20 protein-coding genes and 1 riboswitch are annotated in these 18,075 nt (G+C 71.2%); of the genes, 11 read left to right on the top strand and 9 right to left on the bottom strand.

Annotation, left to right across the window (positions count from 1 at the left end):
• Positions 1-120: 120 nt before the first annotated feature.
• On the bottom strand, positions 121-711 hold the full coding sequence (locus ACFMQL_RS16780; RefSeq protein WP_364062889.1) for a hypothetical protein: 591 nt from the start codon (positions 709-711) through the stop codon (positions 121-123).
• Between the two features lie 186 nt (positions 712-897).
• Here ACFMQL_RS16780 and ACFMQL_RS16775 point away from each other — a divergent pair, with 186 nt between their 5' ends.
• Positions 898-1,503 carry a hypothetical protein gene (locus tag ACFMQL_RS16775; protein ID WP_364062887.1) on the top strand — a complete coding sequence of 202 codons (606 nt, stop codon included), beginning with the start codon at positions 898-900 and terminating at the stop codon, positions 1,501-1,503.
• Between the two features lie 68 nt (positions 1,504-1,571).
• Here the strand turns inward: ACFMQL_RS16775 and ACFMQL_RS16770 are convergent, their stop codons facing one another.
• Positions 1,572-2,513 carry a DNA polymerase domain-containing protein gene (locus tag ACFMQL_RS16770; RefSeq protein WP_378786046.1) on the bottom strand — a complete coding sequence of 314 codons (942 nt, stop codon included), beginning with the start codon at positions 2,511-2,513 and terminating at the stop codon, positions 1,572-1,574.
• 57 nt (positions 2,514-2,570) lie between these two features.
• Positions 2,571-2,666: riboswitch (TPP riboswitch) on the top strand.
• Between ACFMQL_RS16770 and thiD the strand changes: the two genes are divergently transcribed.
• Together thiD and tenA are read left to right on the top strand one after the other, a co-directional pair.
• Positions 2,654-3,463 carry a bifunctional hydroxymethylpyrimidine kinase/phosphomethylpyrimidine kinase gene (gene thiD / locus ACFMQL_RS16765; protein ID WP_364062881.1) on the top strand — a complete coding sequence of 270 codons (810 nt, stop codon included), beginning with the start codon at positions 2,654-2,656 and terminating at the stop codon, positions 3,461-3,463. It overlaps the preceding riboswitch by 13 nt.
• Positions 3,464-3,500: 37 nt before the next feature.
• A complete protein-coding gene (tenA, locus tag ACFMQL_RS16760) occupies positions 3,501-4,175 on the top strand; it encodes a thiaminase II (RefSeq protein ID WP_364062878.1) in 675 nt (224 codons plus the stop codon).
• Between the two features lie 3 nt (positions 4,176-4,178).
• Here tenA and ACFMQL_RS16755 read toward each other — a convergent pair whose 3' ends face one another.
• Both ACFMQL_RS16755 and ACFMQL_RS16750 read right to left on the bottom strand, forming a co-directional pair.
• Positions 4,179-6,293 carry a carbon starvation CstA family protein gene (locus ACFMQL_RS16755; RefSeq protein WP_364062875.1) on the bottom strand — a complete coding sequence of 705 codons (2,115 nt, stop codon included), beginning with the start codon at positions 6,291-6,293 and terminating at the stop codon, positions 4,179-4,181.
• Complete coding sequence (locus ACFMQL_RS16750) at positions 6,290-6,652, bottom strand: hypothetical protein (RefSeq protein ID WP_364062872.1); 363 nt, start codon at positions 6,650-6,652, stop codon at positions 6,290-6,292. The genes ACFMQL_RS16755 and ACFMQL_RS16750 overlap by 4 nt, the downstream gene beginning before the upstream one ends.
• 238 nt (positions 6,653-6,890) lie before the next feature.
• Between ACFMQL_RS16750 and ACFMQL_RS16745 the strand changes: the two genes are divergently transcribed.
• Positions 6,891-8,909, top strand: coding sequence for a GxGYxYP domain-containing protein (locus tag ACFMQL_RS16745; protein ID WP_378786045.1), 2,019 nt, complete (start codon positions 6,891-6,893; stop codon positions 8,907-8,909).
• A 94-nt stretch (positions 8,910-9,003) separates the two neighbouring features.
• On the top strand, positions 9,004-9,735 hold the full coding sequence (locus tag ACFMQL_RS16740) for a Clp protease N-terminal domain-containing protein (RefSeq protein ID WP_364062866.1): 732 nt from the start codon (positions 9,004-9,006) through the stop codon (positions 9,733-9,735).
• A gap of 9 nt (positions 9,736-9,744) precedes the next feature.
• On the opposite strand, the gene ACFMQL_RS16735 is transcribed toward ACFMQL_RS16740, so the two are convergent.
• Entirely contained in the window at positions 9,745-10,434 is a 690-nt protein-coding gene (locus ACFMQL_RS16735) for a hypothetical protein (protein WP_378786044.1), read from the bottom strand.
• 148 nt (positions 10,435-10,582) lie between these two features.
• Between ACFMQL_RS16735 and ACFMQL_RS16730 the strand changes: the two genes are divergently transcribed.
• Together ACFMQL_RS16730 and ACFMQL_RS16725 are read left to right on the top strand one after the other, a co-directional pair.
• Entirely contained in the window at positions 10,583-11,050 is a 468-nt protein-coding gene (locus ACFMQL_RS16730; protein ID WP_364062860.1) for a Clp protease N-terminal domain-containing protein, read from the top strand.
• A gap of 29 nt (positions 11,051-11,079) precedes the next feature.
• Positions 11,080-11,685: a hypothetical protein gene (locus ACFMQL_RS16725; protein ID WP_364062857.1), complete on the top strand. Its 606-nt coding sequence runs from the start codon at positions 11,080-11,082 to the stop codon at positions 11,683-11,685.
• A 66-nt stretch (positions 11,686-11,751) separates the two neighbouring features.
• Here ACFMQL_RS16725 and ACFMQL_RS16720 read toward each other — a convergent pair whose 3' ends face one another.
• Positions 11,752-12,342, bottom strand: a complete 591-nt coding sequence (locus ACFMQL_RS16720; protein ID WP_364062854.1) for a WHG domain-containing protein — start codon at positions 12,340-12,342, stop codon at positions 11,752-11,754.
• 76 nt (positions 12,343-12,418) lie between these two features.
• Here ACFMQL_RS16720 and ACFMQL_RS16715 point away from each other — a divergent pair, with 76 nt between their 5' ends.
• Positions 12,419-12,925, top strand: a complete 507-nt coding sequence (locus ACFMQL_RS16715; RefSeq protein WP_364062851.1) for an FBP domain-containing protein — start codon at positions 12,419-12,421, stop codon at positions 12,923-12,925.
• A 311-nt stretch (positions 12,926-13,236) separates the two neighbouring features.
• Here the strand turns inward: ACFMQL_RS16715 and ACFMQL_RS16710 are convergent, their stop codons facing one another.
• A complete protein-coding gene (locus ACFMQL_RS16710; protein ID WP_364062848.1) occupies positions 13,237-14,040 on the bottom strand; it encodes an inositol monophosphatase in 804 nt (267 codons plus the stop codon).
• Positions 14,041-14,199: 159 nt separating this feature from the next.
• Here ACFMQL_RS16710 and ACFMQL_RS16705 point away from each other — a divergent pair, with 159 nt between their 5' ends.
• Entirely contained in the window at positions 14,200-15,567 is a 1,368-nt protein-coding gene (locus ACFMQL_RS16705) for an MFS transporter (RefSeq protein ID WP_364062845.1), read from the top strand.
• Here the strand turns inward: ACFMQL_RS16705 and ACFMQL_RS16700 are convergent.
• Positions 15,536-15,664: a hypothetical protein gene (locus ACFMQL_RS16700; RefSeq protein WP_364062842.1), complete on the bottom strand. Its 129-nt coding sequence runs from the start codon at positions 15,662-15,664 to the stop codon at positions 15,536-15,538. The two genes, ACFMQL_RS16705 and ACFMQL_RS16700, sit on opposite strands and share 32 nt — an antisense overlap.
• Positions 15,665-15,749: 85 nt before the next feature.
• Between ACFMQL_RS16700 and ACFMQL_RS16695 the strand changes: the two genes are divergently transcribed.
• Positions 15,750-16,007 carry a hypothetical protein gene (locus tag ACFMQL_RS16695; RefSeq protein ID WP_378786043.1) on the top strand — a complete coding sequence of 86 codons (258 nt, stop codon included), beginning with the start codon at positions 15,750-15,752 and terminating at the stop codon, positions 16,005-16,007.
• Positions 16,008-16,185: 178 nt separating this feature from the next.
• Entirely contained in the window at positions 16,186-16,704 is a 519-nt protein-coding gene (locus ACFMQL_RS16690) for a GNAT family N-acetyltransferase (RefSeq protein ID WP_378786042.1), read from the top strand.
• A 209-nt stretch (positions 16,705-16,913) separates the two neighbouring features.
• Here the strand turns inward: ACFMQL_RS16690 and ACFMQL_RS16685 are convergent, their stop codons facing one another.
• Positions 16,914-17,294: a VOC family protein gene (locus ACFMQL_RS16685; RefSeq protein WP_364062833.1), complete on the bottom strand. Its 381-nt coding sequence runs from the start codon at positions 17,292-17,294 to the stop codon at positions 16,914-16,916.
• Positions 17,295-18,075: the final 781 nt, after the last annotated feature.

Below are 18,075 nucleotides of genomic sequence, written 5' to 3'. Positions count from 1 at the left end.
GCCCGGCGTCGAACGCGTGCCAGGAGTTCGGGCACGCGGACGCCGAACCCGTACGGCAGGTCAGCCATGGGCCCGCTCCGAGAGCGCGCCCCGCCAGCGAGCCGTCCAGCACGCCGATCGTCAGCCCGGCCCGTACGGGTGCCTGCGCCACAGCGGTGGCGGGGGCGGCGATGGCGGCTCATGCCCGTCCTGCTCGTACGGCGCCGTCCGCCGCTCGGCCTCCATCAGCAGCTCGTGCACCGACCCACCGCGACCAGGGCCGGTGCGCCCGAGCAGGATGCGCACCAGGTCCACCGCCGTCGGACGGGCGCCGAGGTCGGGGCGGCGGCACGCGTCGATCACCGCGCGCAGCTGGGGCAGCAGCCGGTCGAGGTCGGCGCCCGCGTCCGGCATCATCCCCGTCGCCGCGAACACCACCACGTCCGCCCAGTCGCCCACGTCATGCGCGGGGAACAGACAGTCCCGAGGTCCCGGCGCGAAGAGCGCCTGACCTTGCGGCGAGATGAGCACGTTCGCCGGGCTGAGCCGCAGCCCCGCGATGCCGCCGAGGTGCAGCCTGGCCAGCGTGGCGGCGGTGCCGAGGGCGAACAGGTGCAGCCGTTCGCCGGTGAGCGGGCCGGTCGTCCTGACGACGGCGGCCAGCGGCTCGCCCGTCCCCAGGTAATCGCGCGGCCGCAGAGCCAGGCCGCCGCTCCATGCCTGAAAGTCCATCGCCGTCCCCGTAGTGGCCGATCAGCGCGGGCGGCACCGCCGGTGGTCCGGCCCCGGTGCCGCAGGTCCGACAGGGGGTACGCCGGGGTCGCGGGCCGCGTTCAACCCATACCGATCGGGTCTTGACCTTGACGCGACGTCAACGTGTCCCATGAGCGGTGAAGCCGCCGGGAGGAAGGAACGCGCATGGTCAGAGCCGCGCTGCGCATCGTCGGATTCGAGCTCAAGGGCCTCGCCGCCATCGCGGCGTGGATCGTGCGGCGGCGGCACGGGGTGCCGGACGGAGCGACGACGCTCGCGTACGGCAAGGAGCAGTCGTTCATGATGGGCCTGATGGCGTTCGCCATGGCGGTCGAGACCGTGGTCGTGGACCTGCTGCTCGCCGCCCTCGACGTGCCCGGCTGGCTGCGTTACGGGGTGCTGATCGCCGACCTGTACGGCCTGCTGTACGTCCTCATGGTGGTCGCCGCCTGCGCGACCAGGCCGCACGTCGTCACCGCGGACGAGCTGCGTATCCGGTACGGCGTCTACCTTGACCTGCGGGTGCCCCGCGAGCTGGTGACGGCGGTGCGGACCGGGCGGACATACCACCAGGGCGGCATGATCACCGTCGATGAGGGCCGGTTGACCGTGGCGGTCTCCTCGCAGACGAACGTGACGGTCGAGCTGGCCGAGCCGGTCACCGTGGTACGCCCGCTTGGCCGCCGCGCCGAGGTCACCTCGGTCAGGTTCTTCGCCCATCATCCCGAAGCCGCGGCGGCCGCGCTCAGGGAGGGCGTCACCACCGGCTGAGCACTACTCCCCACCGGCTGAGCGCTACTCCCCGCGGAGGGCGTGAGCGCACCGCTTGCCCTCGCGCGTCACTCCCCGCGGCGGGCGCGAGCGCGCCGCTTGCCCTCGTGCATCGCCTGGACCCGCGCCACCGGGATCGTGTGCCCCTCCTCGACGAGGTCGGCGGGCAGCGGCTGCGGCGGCGGCATGTGCTCGGCCCATGGGTCGGCCCCGCCCAGCCGTTCGATCGCGCTGTGGACGGTGAAGTCGCCGGGACGTACGCCGTCGAGGTCGTCCCACGCCACCGGGTACGAGACGGGCACGCCGGGGCGGATGCGCGGGCTGTAGGCGGCGGCCACCGTGGCGCCGCCCGCCCGCGTGGAGTCGATGAACACCTTGCCCGCGCGGTCCTCCCTGATGAACGCGGTGGTGGCGAGCGCCGGGTCCAGCCGCTCGGCGCGGGCGGCCAGCGCGCGGGTGGCGGCGGCCAGGTCGTCCATCGCGGTGCCCGGCGCGACGGGCACGAAGACGTGCACGCCCTTGGCCCCGCTCGTCTTCACCGCCCCGGCCAGCCCGGAGTCGGCCAGCGCCTGCCTGACCAGGTGCGCGCCCCGCACCGCCAGGGCGAAGGAGTCCTCGGGCGGGTCGAGGTCGAGCACCATGTGCGTGGGATGATCGCCGGCGTACAGAGCCGGGTGGTATTCGACGGCCCGCTGGTTGGCGAACCACAGCAGCGTCCTGCGGTCGTCGCACAGCGCGTACGTGACCTGCCGCTGCGAGGAGTCCGCCCACACCCGCACCGAGCGCACCCAGTCCGGGGCGTACTTGGGCAGGTTCTTCTGCATGAACGGCTGCTGCCCCGGGCGTACCCGCATGACGGAGAGCGGGCGGCCGCGCAGCACCGGGATGATGCGGCCGGAGACGGCGTCGAGGTAGTCGACCAGGTCGCGCTTGGTTGCGCCCGCGCCGTCGAAGAGCGGCTGGTCGAGGTTCGTCAGGGAGACGCCGTCGCGCGTCTCGTCAGCGGCCACCCGTCCCACGATGCCGATACTCGAACGTGTGGTCAACGACCCGGCCTGTTAGAGTGAACGTTTGACGCGGGGTGCCCGAAATGCCGGGCTGAGATCACACCCGTCGAACCTGATCTAGTTCGCACTAGCGAAGGGACGTCATGGCCGCTGACGCCGTACCCAAAGTTCTGACCATCGCGGGCACCGATCCGAGCGGCGGCGCCGGCATCCAAGCCGACCTCAAGGCCTTCTCCGCGCTCGGCGCGTACGGCATGACGGTCATCACCGCGCTGGTGGCGCAGACGACCACGGGCGTGACCGGCATCCACGAGGTGCCCGCCGAGTTCGTGACCCAGCAGCTCGACACGCTGCTCACCGACGTGCCCGCCGACGCCGTGAAGATCGGCATGCTGGGCGACGCCGACCTGATCAAGGCGGTGGCGGCGGCGCTCGACACCTACCGCCCCAAGTACGTCGTGCTCGACCCCGTCATGGTCGCCAAGAGCGGCGACCGGCTGCTGCCCGCCGACGCGGTGAGCGAGCTGCGCCGCACGCTGCTGCCGCGCGCCGACCTCATCACCCCCAACCTGCCCGAGGCGGCCGACCTGCTGGAGGAGCCGCAGGCGAGCGGCCTGGCCGAGATGCACGAGCAGGCGGCCAGGCTGCGCGCGCTCGGCGCCCGCCAGGTGCTGCTCAAGGGCGGCCACCTCGACGGCGACACCTGCGTCGACGTGCTGGCCACCCCCGAGGGCACGATCGAGCTGTCCGCCCCGCGCGTGCACACCAAGAACACCCACGGCACGGGCTGCACGCTCTCCTCGGCGATCGCCGCGCTGCGGCCCCGGCACGACGACTGGCCGAGCGCGGTGCGAGCGGCGAAGGACTACCTCACGGAGGCGCTGCGCGCCGCCGACTCGCTGGGCGTCGGCCACGGCCACGGCCCCGTGCACCACTTCCACAACATCTGGTAACGGCCCCCGCCGGGCAGACCCCTCCGAAAGAGACGCGATGTTCTGCGATGACATCTGGCAGCGCACGTCCGACCTGATGCGCGCCATCCACGAGCACCCCTTCGTCACGGCACTCGGCGACGGCTCACTCGACCGCGACACCTTCGTCTTCTACATGGTGCAGGACGCCCGCTACCTGGAGGCGTTCGCGAAGGCGCTGGCCGCCGCCTCCGTGCGCGCCGGCGACTCCGCCGATGCGGCCTTCTGGGCGCAGAGCGCGCACACCGCGCTGGTCGCCGAGCGCGAGCTGCACTCCGGCTACATCGACGAGCTGGGCGATGCCGCCAAGGGCATCGCGACGTCGCCGACGTGCCTGGCGTACTCGTCGTTCCTGCAGGCCACGGCGCTGTCGGAGCCGTATCCGGTGATCGCGGCGGCGGTGCTGCCGTGCTTCTGGATCTACCAGGACGTCGGTACGGCGCTGCTCGCCAAGGCCGGCGACGACCCCGCGCACCCGTACGCGAAGTGGATCTCCACCTACTCCGACCCGGAGTTCGCCGCCTCCGTCGAGCGGGCCAAGGCGATCACCGACCGGCTGGCCGCCGCCGCGTCCCCGGACACCCGCGAGGCGATGGCGCAGGCGTACGGGCGGGCGGCGGCCTACGAGTGGATGTTCTGGGACAGCGCGTGGCGGCGCGAGGGCTGGCCCACCGCCGAGTGGCTGGCACCCTGACACCTAGCCTGATTTCGCCATCAGCTCCTTCTCCTCGCGGGTGGCGATGAGCCCCGACGGCGCGACGATCTTCGACTCCTCGAACGGCGCCTCCGTGGTGGGCAGCGGCTCGGGCGAGCGGATCGCGGTGATCCAGATGCGCGCGGCGTCCAGGATGACCACGATGATCAGCACGGCGAAGAGCGCGGCCAGTACGCCGTCCACGGTCGAGTTGACGACGATCTGCCGCATCGCGTCCATCGACTTGGCGGGCGCGAGGAGCTGGCCCTGGTCGAGGGCCTGCTGGTAGCGGTCGCGCTGGGCGAAGAAGCCGAGCGTGGGGTCGGACGAGAACACCTTCTGCCAGCTCGCGGTGAGCGTGACGGCCGCGTCCCAGGCCAGCGGGACGGCCGTCACCCAGGCCCACTTGAGCCGCCCGCTCTTGATCAGCAGCGTGGTGGCGACGGTGAGCGCGACGGCGGCGAGGAGCTGGTTGGCGATGCCGAACAGCGGGAAGAGCTGGTTGATGCCGCCGAGCGGGTCGTTGACGCCCTGGTAGAGGAAGTAGCCCCAGGCCGCGACGACGACGGCGCTGGTCGCGACCAGGCCGGGCCACCAGCTCACCCGGGAGATCGGCTGCCACAGGTTGCCGAGCGTGTCCTGGAGCATGAACCGCCCGACACGCGTGCCGGCGTCCACGGTGGTGAGGATGAACAGCGCCTCGAACATGATCGCGAAGTGGTACCAGAACGCCTGGAACCCCTCGCCGCCGAGGAAGCCGGAGAAGATCTGCGAGATGCCCACGGCCAGGGTGGGCGCGCCGCCCGTCCTGGCGATCAGCGTCTCCTCCTGCACGGCCTCCGCCGCCGCCTGCAGCTGCTCGGGCGTGATGACGAAGCCCATGGTCGAGACGGCCTCTGCGGCGCTCTGCACGGTGGCGCCGACGACGCCGGCCGGTGAGTTCATCGCGAAGTAGAGCCCGGGGCTGAGGACGCAGGCCGCCGTGATCGCCATGACCGCCACGAACGACTCCATGAGCATGGAGCCGTAGCCGATCATCCTGACCTGCGTCTCCTTCTGGATCATCTTGGGCGTGGTGCCGGACGAGATCAGCGCGTGGAAGCCGGACAGCGCGCCGCAGGCGATGATGATGAACACGAACGGGAACAGCGACCCGGCGAAGACCGGGCCCTCGCCGTTGAAGGCGAAGTCGGTGAACGCGGTCGTCCGCAGCGGCGGCATGGTGACCGCGATGCCCACCGCGATCAGCACGATGGTGCCGATCTTCATGAACGTCGACAGGTAGTCGCGCGGCGCGAGCAGCATCCAGACGGGCAGCACGGCCGCGATGAACCCGTACGCGATGAGCCACAGCGCCAGCGCCGACGGGCTCAGCGTGAAGTACGGCGCCCAGCTCGACTCCTGCACCCAGCCGCCGGCCACGATGGCGAGGATCAGCAGCGCGACCCCGATGGCGGTGGTCTCGACGACCCGGCCCGGCCGGACCACCCGCAGGTAGAAGCCCATGAACAGGGCGATCGGGATGGTCATCGCGATGGAGAAGACGCCCCACGGCGACTGCGCGAGCGCGTTCACCACGACCAGCGCCAGCACCGCGAGCAAGATGATCATGATGGCGAAGACCGCGATGAGCGCCGCCGCCCCGCCGATCGGGCCGATCTCCTCGCGGGCCATCTGCCCGAGGCTCCTGCCGTTGCGCCGCATGGAGAAGAAGAGCACCACCATGTCCTGCACGGCCCCGGCGAAGATCACGCCGGCGATGATCCAGATCGTGCCGGGCAGGTAGCCCATCTGCGCGGCCAGCACCGGCCCGACCAGCGGCCCGGCCCCGGCGATCGCGGCGAAGTGGTGGCCGAACAGGATGCGCCGGTCGGTCGGGTGGTAGTCGATGCCGTTGTCCAGCCGCTCCGCCGGTGTGGCCCTGCGGTCGTCGGCACGCAGCACCTTGCGGACGATGAAGCGGGCGTAGAAGCGGTAGGCGATCGCGTACGAGCCGAGCGCGGCGCACAGGAGCCAGACCGCGTTGACGTTCTCACCCCTCGACAGGGCGAGCACCGCCCATCCCACGGCACCGACGATGGCCACCGCCGTCCAGATGATGATGGAACGCAGCTTCACCGGTTACCTCCCATGTGTCTCTGGCGAGGGGACTGGTCGTGAACCGGGCGCCCCAGACAGCAGCGCAGGCCGGCGTCAGGAAGCAGATCGGTGGTGAAGCGCCGCCACCGCCACAGCGGGCGGACGTCGATGGTGACGGGCAGCTCGGCGAGATGCACCCAGGCGGTGGGGTGGGCGTACACCAGGTCGGTGGGGCCGAGCCGGCGGGCGCGGCGCGGCAGCCGCGAACGGCGCAGCGGCCTGACCGAGAACTCGCCCGCGTCGGCGCAGCACAGGCCGGTGACGTGCCAGTCGAAGAAGACCACTTCGTCGCCGCGCAGGGCGTCTCGGGCGGCGGGGGTGAGCGTGACACGGGACATCCGTGGCTCCTGGAAGGAGGCAGCTCAAAATTAACGTCGGGCTTACCCGGATGTTTCAGCGGCGAAACCCGTTCGTGCATGCACAAAACGAGGGCGGGTCGGCCCGCCGGCCGCCGTTCCGGAAATCTCGCCCCATTTACACCATAGACAACAAACCTTCACATTGTTACGTTGCCTACCGACGCGATGACAACGCTGTCATTCCTGGTCTCCCCCCGACGAGGAGCAGTGAACGCCGATGGTGTCCCGACGTGAATTCCTCCTGGCGAACGGCACGGTGCTCGCGGCCGGCGCGCTGGGACTCAGCTTTCCCGCCGCCCCCGCCTCCGCATCCGCGCCCGCTACGGCCCCACTCCTGCCCGGCTTCGGCCGCCCGACCCGTCTCGACTACGCCGACATCGCCACCCTGCACGGCAACGACCAGCTGCTTCTGACCACGCTCCAGGGCGTCGTCAACCGCCGCCGCCCGCGCCTGTACTTCAACTACAACAAGGAGGGCTTCGACGAGCGCTGGCTGTCCAGCACCGGCGCCGCCGTCACCCGCCACGAACGGCCCCTCGACCTCGTCGCCCGCTACCGCGGCGAGGTGCGCGGCGCCATCCTGATCGACCCCGACGTCCCCGACTCGGTGAACGTCGCCACCACCCTGGCCGGCCTGGAGAACGCCGTCGCCGCCACCGCCGAACAGGCCGAGGAGTACCGGCTGAAGGTCATCACCGACCTGCGCGGCCGCTTCGACCCCGACGACGTGCTCGCCACCTACCGCTGGCAGCTCGACGAGCTCTTCCCCCGCTGCACCAAGGCCCTGCTCAGCGGCCTGCCCCCGACCAGGACCGTCTCCGTCGAGGGCGTCCAGTGGCGGGAGATCGCCAGGGAGACCGAGCGCATCAGGGACACCTCCAACCGGGCGGTGCGCACGTTCGACCTCAGCCAGGAGCTGTCCGGCGAGGAGGGCGTCTTCCTGCGCTTCCAGGACTCGCTCGGCGACGACGGCTGGGGCGCGTCCGTCGGCTCCGTGGTCGTGAAGGCGGACGGCGTCCAGATCGCCTCCTTCACCCCCGGCACCGACGCCGAGGCGCCCTTCCTCTTCGACGGCGTCAACTCGGCCATCGGCGGCGAGTCCAACCGCTTCGCCGACGGCGGCGGCTACTTCATCTACCGCTTCACCCCACCCGCCGGCACCCGCGAGCTGCTCGTCGACGTGGACCTGTGGAACCAGTACCTGGTCACCGCCACCACCACCGCCCCCACCCGCGTCGAGCCGTTCCCCTACTTCCGCGACTACACCGTGGCCAGCCGCGCCATGGTCTTCTGGCTGCCGCCGGCCGGCGAGACCGGCAAGCTGCTCGACGAGATCTTCAGCAAGGTCAAGCCGACGACGCCGTACGCGGGATGGTTCTCCAACGACGTGGCCGGCGAGTGGGGCGGCGTCGACCGCGCCTCGCAGCACGCGGTGGAGGTCGTGCCCGCCGACTACTACATGAACGGCACCGTGCACGCCAGCGTGCCCGCCAAGGTCTCCGACCGCGTACGCCCGCGCCCCCGCGCCACCCTCCGCAACCGCGTCTACCTCACGCTCACCGTCGGCGAGGGCGACAACATCCAGTACTGCCAGCGCCGCATGCGGCAGATCTGGGACGACCCGGCGCGCGGCCGCGTCCCCACCAACTGGACGGTCAGCCCGCTGCTCGCCGACATCGGGCCCGCGCTGCTGTCCTACTACCAGCGCACCGCCACCGACAACGACCTGCTCATCGCCGGCCCGTCCGGCGCCGGATACACCTACCCGGGCTCCTGGCCGGAGGACGCCCTGGACGCGTACACCAAGCTCACCGGCCGCTACATGCGCCGCACCGGCATGGACCTGGTCTACGCCTACAACCACCGCAACGCCGAGGACAATGGCTGGGTCGCCTACGACGAGCGGATCGCCTCCTCGTACCGGAGACACACCCCGGTGCGCGGCATCATCCAGTCGTGGGAGACCGGCGACCTCCAGGCCCATGTGGGCGGGCTGCCGCTCATCGGCAACCTCTACCCGCAGGGCAAGGCGCAGGAGTACCGCGACGGGCTGCTCAGGCACATCGAGGGGTGGGACGGCTCGACGCCGCTGTTCATCGCCGGCGCCGTGAACGCGTGGAACTGGACGCCGTCCGACATCGCCGAGCTGGGCGAGCTGCTGGACGAGCCGTTCGAGATCGTCCGGGGTGACGTGTTCTTCCACCTGCTCAACGAGCACCTGACGAAGGAGCAGTGAGGATCCGCTCCCGCCTTGGCCGCCCCGGCACTCGGGGCGGCCTTTTCGTCAACCGGCGGTTGACCAGGAAGAGGCGTCAACCTATGGTTGACGCATGAGCACGAGCCCCGTCCGCCTGGACGACCTCATCACCACGATCAAGAATCGTCACCCCGACGGCGACCCTCTGGGCCAGCTCTCCGACGCCGTCGCGCTCGCCGAGCACATCGGCGAGGTCGCAGACCACCTCATAGGCCACTTCGTCGACCAGGCCCGACGCTCCGGGGCGTCGTGGACGGAGATCGGGCGCAGCATGGGCGTCACCAAACAGGCCGCGCAGAAGCGGTTCGTCCCCAAGGAAGGCAGCAGCCCCAGGTCGATGGCCCAGGACCTGCGGACGTTCGCCCGTTACACCGACCGCGCCCGCGTCGTCGTGGTCAAGTCGCAGGAAGAGGCCCGTGCCACGGGGCACGCGCAGATCGAACCCGGCCACCTGGTGCTGGGCCTCCTGCACCAGCCCGACACCCTGGCCCCGACCACGATGGCCGCGCTCGGCGCGCCCGTGGAGACGGTCAGGAACGCGATGACGGCGGCACTCGGCACCGGCCCCGGCAGCGGCGAGCCGGTCCTGCCGTTCGCGGCGCAGAGCACGAAGGCCCTCGACCTGGCCGCCCGCGAGTCGCTGCGCCTCGGCCACGACTGGATCGGCACCGAGCACCTCCTGCTCGGCATCCTGTCCCTGGACGACGCTCCGGTGGTGGGCGTGCTCTCCGGCCTCGGCGTCACCAAGGACCCGGCCGAGCAGCACATCCTGCGGACGATCGACGCGATCCGCAGCCAGTCCTGACCGCTTCGATCAGCAGGGCGAGCAGCCGCCTCTGGCGTCGCGTACCGGGTGGCCGCTGCGCTGCATGAGGCCGAAGGCCGCCGCGAGGCCGGCGGCCAGCGCCTCGGCGTCCCGCGAGCCGTCCACGTCCACGACGGGCAGGCCGGTCTCGCGGGCCTGGCGGCGAACCTCGGCGTCCCACAGCTCGTCCCGCGCCACCCGCACGGCCAGCGCCGCAGCCGGGTCCACGTCCCCCCAGGTGGCGCGGGCCCGGCCAGGGTCGGCGTAGCGGGCCTCGAGCACCCTGCGCCGGAACCCGGGCGCCGGCAGCAGGAACACCGCCTGCTCCGGCCGCACCAGCAGCGGCGCCAGCTCGCGGGGCAGCGGGCGGAAGTCGTCCACCAGCACCGGCCGGTCGGCCGGCAGCGCCAGCAGGTCCTCGACCACGAACCCGAACGTCTCGCCGTGCAGGCTCGGCATCGCGCGGAACACCTCTTCCGGCGCGCGGCCGGCGTACCGCTCCTCGACGGGTGTCCGCAGCAGGGCGCACATGTACGGGTGCCGCTCGGGCGTGCAGCGTGCCGCGTACCCGGCCTCGGCGCGGTCGCCGTCGTAGACGGTCAGCCCGTGGCGCTCGGCCAGGATCCGGGCGACCGTGCTCTTCCCGGCCCCGGTCCCGCCCGCGATCCACCGGACGTGCGCCAGCTCGGCAACTCCCACGACGCCCCCTCACGACCGCCCCCTTTATGACGCTGCCCGCCCCACCCTCTCACGATCTCCCTTGGACGTCGCGGGTCAAGATCGGGCGTAGCATGGGCGGCACCGAACAACGGTTCGCATATCCGAGGAAGGCAGCGAGACCAGACCGATGGCCCAGGACCTGGGGACGTTCGCCCGTTACACCAAAGGCGCCCGCATCGTCGTCGTCAAGTCGCAGGAGGAGGCTCGTGCCACGGGGCACGGCCAGATCGAGCCCGGCCACCTGGTGCTGGGCCTGCTGCACCAGCCCGACCTGCTCGGCGCCACCACCATGGCCGCGCTCGGCGCGCCGGCCGAGACGGTCAGGCGCGTCATCACGGCGGCGCTCGGCACGGGTCCGGGCAGCAGCGAGCAATTCCTTGCGTACGCGCCTCAGACCGCGAAGGCCCTCGACCTGGCCGCCCAGACGGCGCAGCGCCTCGGCCACGACTGGATCGGCGCCGAGCACCTCCTGCTCGGCGTCCTGTCCCTGGACGACGTCGTCACGGTGGGCGTGCTCTCCGGCCTCGGCGTCACGAGGGCGGCGGCCGAACAGTACATTGTGAGCAGGATCGACGCGATCCGCAACGGCGGCTGACCCCGCCCTGGCCCATGACGGAGGGGCCCGTGTTGTTCAGCAGGGCGATCGTCGAGGCGAGCAGCCGCGTCTATGCGGGTCTGCGCAGCGGTGACCTCGACTACGAGACGCTGCTCGACCTCGCGATCGTCCTGGACGACCACGGCGTGAGCACCCCCGCGGTCCGGGAGCTCCTGACGTCCGACCCCGCCGACCTGACCCGGGTGGCGGAGGCGGTCCTGCGCGAGACGTCGTTCGAGCCGACGTTCGAGCTCGAACCCGGCTGGTGGCGGGCTCTGGAAGACGCGCTCGCCATCGTGGAACGCGACGCCCGCGCCACCGGCGTCACCGGCCCGCTGCGGCTCGCCGTCCCCGAGTGGGACGAGAGCGGGCAGGCGTGGGTGGAGTTCCGCGGCGCCTTCCAGGGCAACGGCATGCCTCCCTCGACCGGCCGCGACCCCGGCCGTGCGCTCGCCGCCGTCGCCGATGCCGCCCAGGAGGTCATCGTGGAGATGATCTGGCGGGCCTGGCCGGTCTGCACCGAGCACGACCGCGGGCTGCGAGCCGCGATCCTGGGCGAGACACCGGTCTGGCTCTGCTCGGCCGCCGGCACGCACCGGGTCGCCGCGATCGGCGAACTCCCCGCGGCCACCTGAACGCCTGCGAGCCCGATACCTCTCGCCCAGCCTCGGGGCCGTAACCGCCGAACCTCTGCGGCAGAGCTACCCGTCGGACGCGCCACCGGACTGGTGGGGCCAGTTGCGGAGTACGGCGTCGAGCGCGTCGAGCGTCCGCTCCCATGACTCCTCGACCGAGCGCGGCGTGTGCCGGAACCCGCCCGACATCTCCAGGCTGACGTACCCGTGGAAGGTGCTGTGCAGCATCCGTACGGCGTCGGTCTGGGCCGGGTCGGGCAGGTCGTAGCCGCGCAGGATCGCCCGCGTCATCTCCGAGTGCCGCGCGGCCGCGCTGTCCACGGCCGTCTCGTAGTCGAGTTCGAGCTGCGCGGCGGCGTACCGGCCCGGATGCTTCTTGGCGTAGGCACGGTACGCGTTGGCGAACGCCACCAGCGCGTCCTTGCCCGACCGCCCGGCGAGGGCGGTGGCGGCCCGTTCTGCGAGCTCGGCCAGGGCCAGCTTGGCCACCCTGATCCGAAGATCCTGGATGTCCTTGACGTGTGAGTACAGGGCCGCCGGCTTCACGCCGAACGCGCGCGCGAGCGCCGAGATGGTGACGTTCTGAAAACCGATCTCGTCGGCCAGCTCCGCCGCCGCCTGGGTGAGGCGTTCCGCGGTCACTCCCGCACGTGCCATGCGCTGCCTTTCATCCTCTTGCTACGCTATTTAATCAGTTGCTTACAACCTTTAAGAAGGACTAGCGTCCCCGCCCATGCGACCGCTCACCGAACACGACATCCGTACATCTTTCATCAACTGCTCCAAGGGTGAGGCCAAGCGGCTCGGCATCCCCAAGGATCTCGCCGACCTTCCGTGGGACGACCTCGACTTCCTCGGCTGGCGCGACCCGGGCGCGCCCGACCGCGCGTACCTCGTCGTCGATCGCGACGGCGCGCCCACCGGCGTCGCCCTGCGCGTGACGTCGGGGGCGTCGGCGTCGCGTACGTTCACCTCCCGGAGCATGTGCTCGTTCTGCCTCACCACGCACACGAGCGGCGGCGTCGCGCTGATGACCGCCCGCCGCACCGGCGAGGCCGGCCGCCAGGGCAACACCGTCGGCCAGTACGTCTGCACGGACCTCGCCTGCTCCCTCTACACCCGGGGCAGGAAGCAGGCGCCGGGCGACGGCGCGCTCATGGACGAGTCGCTGACCGTGGACGAGAAGATCGCCCGCGTGCGGGCCAACCTGGAGGCGTTCCTGGCGAAGGTGACCGCCTGATCAGCGGCACGCGCCCAGGAGTCCGGCGACGCTTTCGCCAGGCGCGGCCTCCTCGGTGTGCAGGACTGTCGTGGCGAGCGCCCTGGTGCCCGGTCGCGCACCCCCTTCATCCGGGGTGCCGGACACCTGCCCGACGCCGCCGACAGGCACCGGCCCAGATCTTGACGCCCTCACGACGGCGTGGCCCTCGTCCGACTGGCCTCGTCCGGCGGGCGACGAGCCCGTTCGCGGTCGGAGTCAAGGTCTTCGACCAGCCGCGTGATCGCGTCGCTCATAAGGGCCTCCAGCCTGCTCGGTCACGGGGAACGGTCCTACGCCTCCGGGGCGTGGGCCGCGGCGATCAGCTCCATGAGGTCGGGGATGAGCTTGGGGCCCGCGGCGATGGTGGCCTGGGCGGTCATGGTGTGCGGGCTGCCGTCGAGGTCGATCACCGTCGCCCCTGCCTCCCGGGCGATGATGACGCCCGCCGCGGTGTCCCACGGGTTGTTGCTCAGCATGATCATGGCATCGACCCTGCCGTGCGCCACCCAGGTGAGGTCGATCGCGGCCGAGCCGAACATCCGTACCCGCTGGACACGAGCGGCGAGCTCTCGGGTCAGGGCGAGCCGCGGCCGGTTGCGCTCCTCGGCGTCCTCCCCCACGGCGTAGTCGCCGAACGCCACGATCGCATCCTGCAGCCCGCCGGCCTCGCTCACCCGGATCGCGGACCCGTTGGCGACCGCGCCGCCCCCTTCCGCCGCCGCGTACCGGAGGTCGAGGAACGGGAAGTCGATCACGCCGAGCGTGGGCACGTTCCGCTCGACCAGGCCCAGGGAGACGCCGCAGAGCGGGATGCCGTGCAGGAAGTTGGCCGTCCCGTCCACAGGGTCCAGCACCCACATCGGGCCGTCGCCCAGGCGCGTGCCGCCCTCCTCCTCACCGAGAAAGCCGATCTCGGGCGTCTCGCGGGTCAGGAACTCCCGTACGGCATGCTCGACGGCGTAGTCGACCTCCGTCGCCATGTCCCGGTCGCCCTTGGCCGTGACGGCGCCGGGCGCCTTCGTACGGACGATCTCACCGGCGATCGACACGGCGCGCTCAGCGATGGGGAGAAGGGTCTGGGCATCGATCGTCATACAGGCTCACTCCGCTTTGTGGTCAATGGTGGAGAACGTGCGGTGTTCTCCTTCGACGGCCACGGTAGGCGAAGCGGCATCGCGCGCCCGGTCCGGGGTGGCGGTTCCCAGGTCACGCTTCGACCTGGGCTGAAACGTCCCGGCTCGAAGATCGGGGACATGGCTCAGAGTCCCTCCAGGCTGCCGCTGACTCTGGCGCTGTGCAGCGGCTACTTCCTCGTCCTGCTCGACGTGACCGTCGTCAACGTCCCACTCCCCCAGATCGGCGTGGAGCTGCATGCGGGAAGCGGCGGGCTGGCGTGGACGGTGGACGCGTACGCGGTGCCCATGGCGGCGCTGCTGCTGGCCTCCGGGGCGATCGGTGACCTCGTCGGGCATCGCAGGGTCGTTCTGTTCGGTCTCGCCGGGTTCGGTGGGGCGTCCGTGCTGTGTGCTTCGGCGCCGGGCATCGGGGTGCTCGTGGCGGGCCGTGCGGTGCAGGGCGTTGCGGCGGCTCTCGTGCTGCCGGGCACGCTCGCGCTTCTCGTGGACAGCACCCCGGACGATGCCGCCCGCAACAGGCTCGTCGGGGCGTGGGCGGCGATCGGCGGGGCGGCGCTCCCGGCGGGTCCCGTCATCGGCGGGCTGCTGGTTCAGGTCGCCGGGTGGCGGGCGGTGTTCTGGCTGAGCGTTCCGGTCGTCGCGCTCGCGCTCGTCCCGGTCGTACGGCTGCCTCAAGCCCTGGCACGGCAGCGATCCGCGCGCGACGTGAACTGGGTAGGCGCGGCGCTGCTCGTGGCCGCGCTGGGCTGCTTCGTCACCGCGATCATCGAGGCTCCCGCCGTGCCGTGGGAGGCGGTGCTGTTCGGGGCGATCGCGGTCTGTGCGCTGCTCGGCTTCCTCGTGGTCGAACGCCGGGTGCCGCGGCCGCTGCTGCCGGTGCCGCGCGAGGCCCGGCGCCCGCTGGGGCTGGCGTGCCTGGTGGCCGGGCTCATGAACCTGTGCGCGCTCGGCGGATTGTTCGTGCTGACGCAGGTCTTCCAGACCGTGCACCGGCTGGATCCGCTGGCCGCGGGCATGCTGACGCTGCCCGCGATGCTGCCGCTTCCGCTTCTCGGAGCGCCGGCGGGGCGGCTCGCGACGCGCATCGGCGTGTGGCGTACGGCCGCCGTCGGCCTGCTCATCGCCGCCGCGGGAATGGCCGGGATCGCCGCCACCCTCACCACCGCCGGCCCCATCGTCGTGGCCCTCCTGCTCTGGGGCACCGGCATCGGCGTTCTCACCCCGGCGGTCGTCGCGGCGGCGCTGCGGGCCACCCCCGATGCGCCCGGCCTCGCCTCCGGCGCGAGCAACACCGCCCGGCAGACCGGCGGGGCGCTCGGCATCGCGGTGTTCGCCGCCGTCGCCGGGCCCGCGGCCGCGCCCGGCTTCATCGCGAACGCGACCGCGCTGTTCACCGGTGCGGCGGCGGCCTTCGTACTCACCGGCCTGCTCTGTCTCACCGGCGTACGAACCGTCACGCGAGATACGCCCTGGCCTGCAGGGTGAACAGCTCGTGGTAGAGACCGCCCGTGGCCAGCAGCTCTTCGTGGGTGCCGGCCTCGACGATGCCGCCGGAGGACATCACCACGATCAGATCCGCCATCCGTACGGTGGAGAAGCGATGCGAACGCGGCCGACTCCAGGTGGGTGATCCGCACCGGGCGGAGGAGAGCATCGGCGATACGCCCATGCGTCAGCGGTTCGAGGTCGTAGACGATCCGCCGCGTCGTCAGCTCTGTGACCAGCGGCATGGCCCGGTCGAGGGCGAAGACGGCGATGAGCGCCCCGCACAGGACGAGGAACCCGCCGGACGGCCCCTGCTCCACCGTCGGGGCGACCGCGCCGACCAGCTCACCGATCAGCAGCGTGAGCGCCAGACCGGCCGCGACCTGCGCGGCCACCGCGAGCAGCAGGAACGGCGTGGACCCGCTGTGGCGGAGCGGTAGCGCAACAGCTGCTGCATCACGAGATCGCATTGGACCACGGACGGGTACCGTCCGCCCATCGAATAAAACCCAGCGCTTGACGCGCGCGGGCGCCGTTGGGCGATCATGGCACGTGCCTCGCGTCCTCTCGACACCGCCCGTCATTCCTCCCGGCACTCTGTCCCGCTCCCCGCAGCCCGTGCTGGCCGCATCCGGGGGCCTGCTGCTGCGCCCCTGGGAACGGACGGACGCGGCGGCGTTCCTGGCCGCGTACCAGGACGAGGAGATCAGGCGCTGGCACACACGCCGTCCATCGACCCTCGACCAGGTCCTGGAGTGGTTCGACACCTACCGCCAGGAGTGGCTGCGAGAGCAGGGCGGCTCCTGGGCGATCACCGGCGACGGCGGCGAGGTGCTCGGCCGGATCGCGCTGCGCGACATCGACTTCGACGACGGCGTGGCGGAGGTCTCGTACTGGGTGCTTCCTTCAGCCCGGGACGCCGGCGTTGCCACCCGCGCTCTCACAGCGCTGACCGCGTGGGCTCTCGGCGAGATCGGCTTCCACCGGCTGGAGCTGGAGCACTCGACGCGCAACACGGCATCCTGCAGGGTCGCCACGAAGTGCGGCTACCTTCTGGAGGGAACGAAGCGGAGCGCCGCCGTCCACGACGACGGCCGGCACGACATGCACCTGCACGCCCGCGTCAAGCTCGAATGATGAGCGACCAGTATTTCCCCGTTCCGCAGGCCGCGTCGAGAACCTCACCCGTTCTGGTGCTCAAACGCTCTTCCACGCAGGCGCGGTGGGTAGGGTCGATGGCGGCGCCCCACTTGTCGTCGTAAACGGGCGAATGGAGCTCGTCGAATCGCCGCCGGCAGAAAGGCTCCGATGACACGCCCGCATGAACCGGCGAGAAAAACCCCGGCTCAGCGCATGAAAAGGCAGAACGGGTGTCCGGCGGGATCGAAGTAAACCCGCACATGTTCCTGGGGCTGGTGGCCCGCGAGCGTCGCCCCTGCCGCGACCGCATGCGCTCCGGCGGCGTCCAGATCGTCCACCTCGATGTCCAGGTGCATCATCATCTGCTGATCCCCGGGCCCGGCGGGCCAGGCCGGCCTGACATGATGCGGTTCGGTCTGGAACGACAGCCCGGCCCCTCCACCGGGCGGGCGCAGCATCACCCAGTCGGGCTCGTCGTGCGTCACCGTCCAGCCGAGCAGCCGCTGGTAGAAGGCCGCCAGCGCGCGGGCGTCCGGCGCACCCAGCACCGTCGCCGACAATGCCATCCGCGGTGATTCGTCGTCCACGCTCTCTCCCTGCACCGGACCGTACGGGAAGCAAGGCGTACCCGGCCCGGCCCCCGCACACCCTTGAACCTACCGAAATACGAGTGTGGACACAGCCGCAGTCATCATCCTCCTGGGACGACGACGGCGACCGCATGACACACATCGTCGAAATCCAGGACAACGGCCACGGCGGCGCTTTCTGGGACACCCGCTGCTGGTGAACGCTGCGGCGAGGCGCCGGAAAGTGGCACGGAACAACCACCGGGCACGGCAGGACCACGACCCGGCACCGCTGGCGGCCTACGCACCGCTCCCGAGGGGAGAACCTCCCGGCTTTTCCGCAGGCCCTTGACGGGTGACCTGCGATGGCAACCTCAGCGTTTCAGCAGGCCGTATCCGATTCCGCCTCGATGCGCTGCCTGCCGTTACCTGCTCCCGCTCAGAGAGCTTCCACTCATTCGCGTTCCCCGCCGCCACCGCGAGTTCCCGTCAGCCATGCCGTACGGAAAGCCGACAAGTTGATCACCGAGGCGATCGACGAGCGCCTCGTCGCGCGCGAACAGGCATGGTACGGCTACGAGAACGACCCGCCTGGCGTGCTCGTCCCCGCCAGTGATCACCAGCCTCTGATAACAGGACGATCAGTCCGCCATCGTCCCACCCGAAGAGACGCGGGCCGATCGATCTCTGCCGCCGGCTGCCCGAGAAGCACATCACGCCGTATCTCGCATGACCGGCGGTTCCGATCGCTGATGCTGCCGGCGACCGTCGCCAATCTGCGGTTGGGTGAGGTGACCGC

The organism is Nonomuraea fastidiosa (genome assembly GCF_042751225.1).
In the GTDB taxonomy this organism is placed as follows: domain Bacteria; phylum Actinomycetota; class Actinomycetes; order Streptosporangiales; family Streptosporangiaceae; genus Nonomuraea; species Nonomuraea fastidiosa.
The sequence above is the reverse complement of the archived record's forward strand: the minus strand, read 5'-3'. Positions and strand labels throughout refer to the sequence as shown.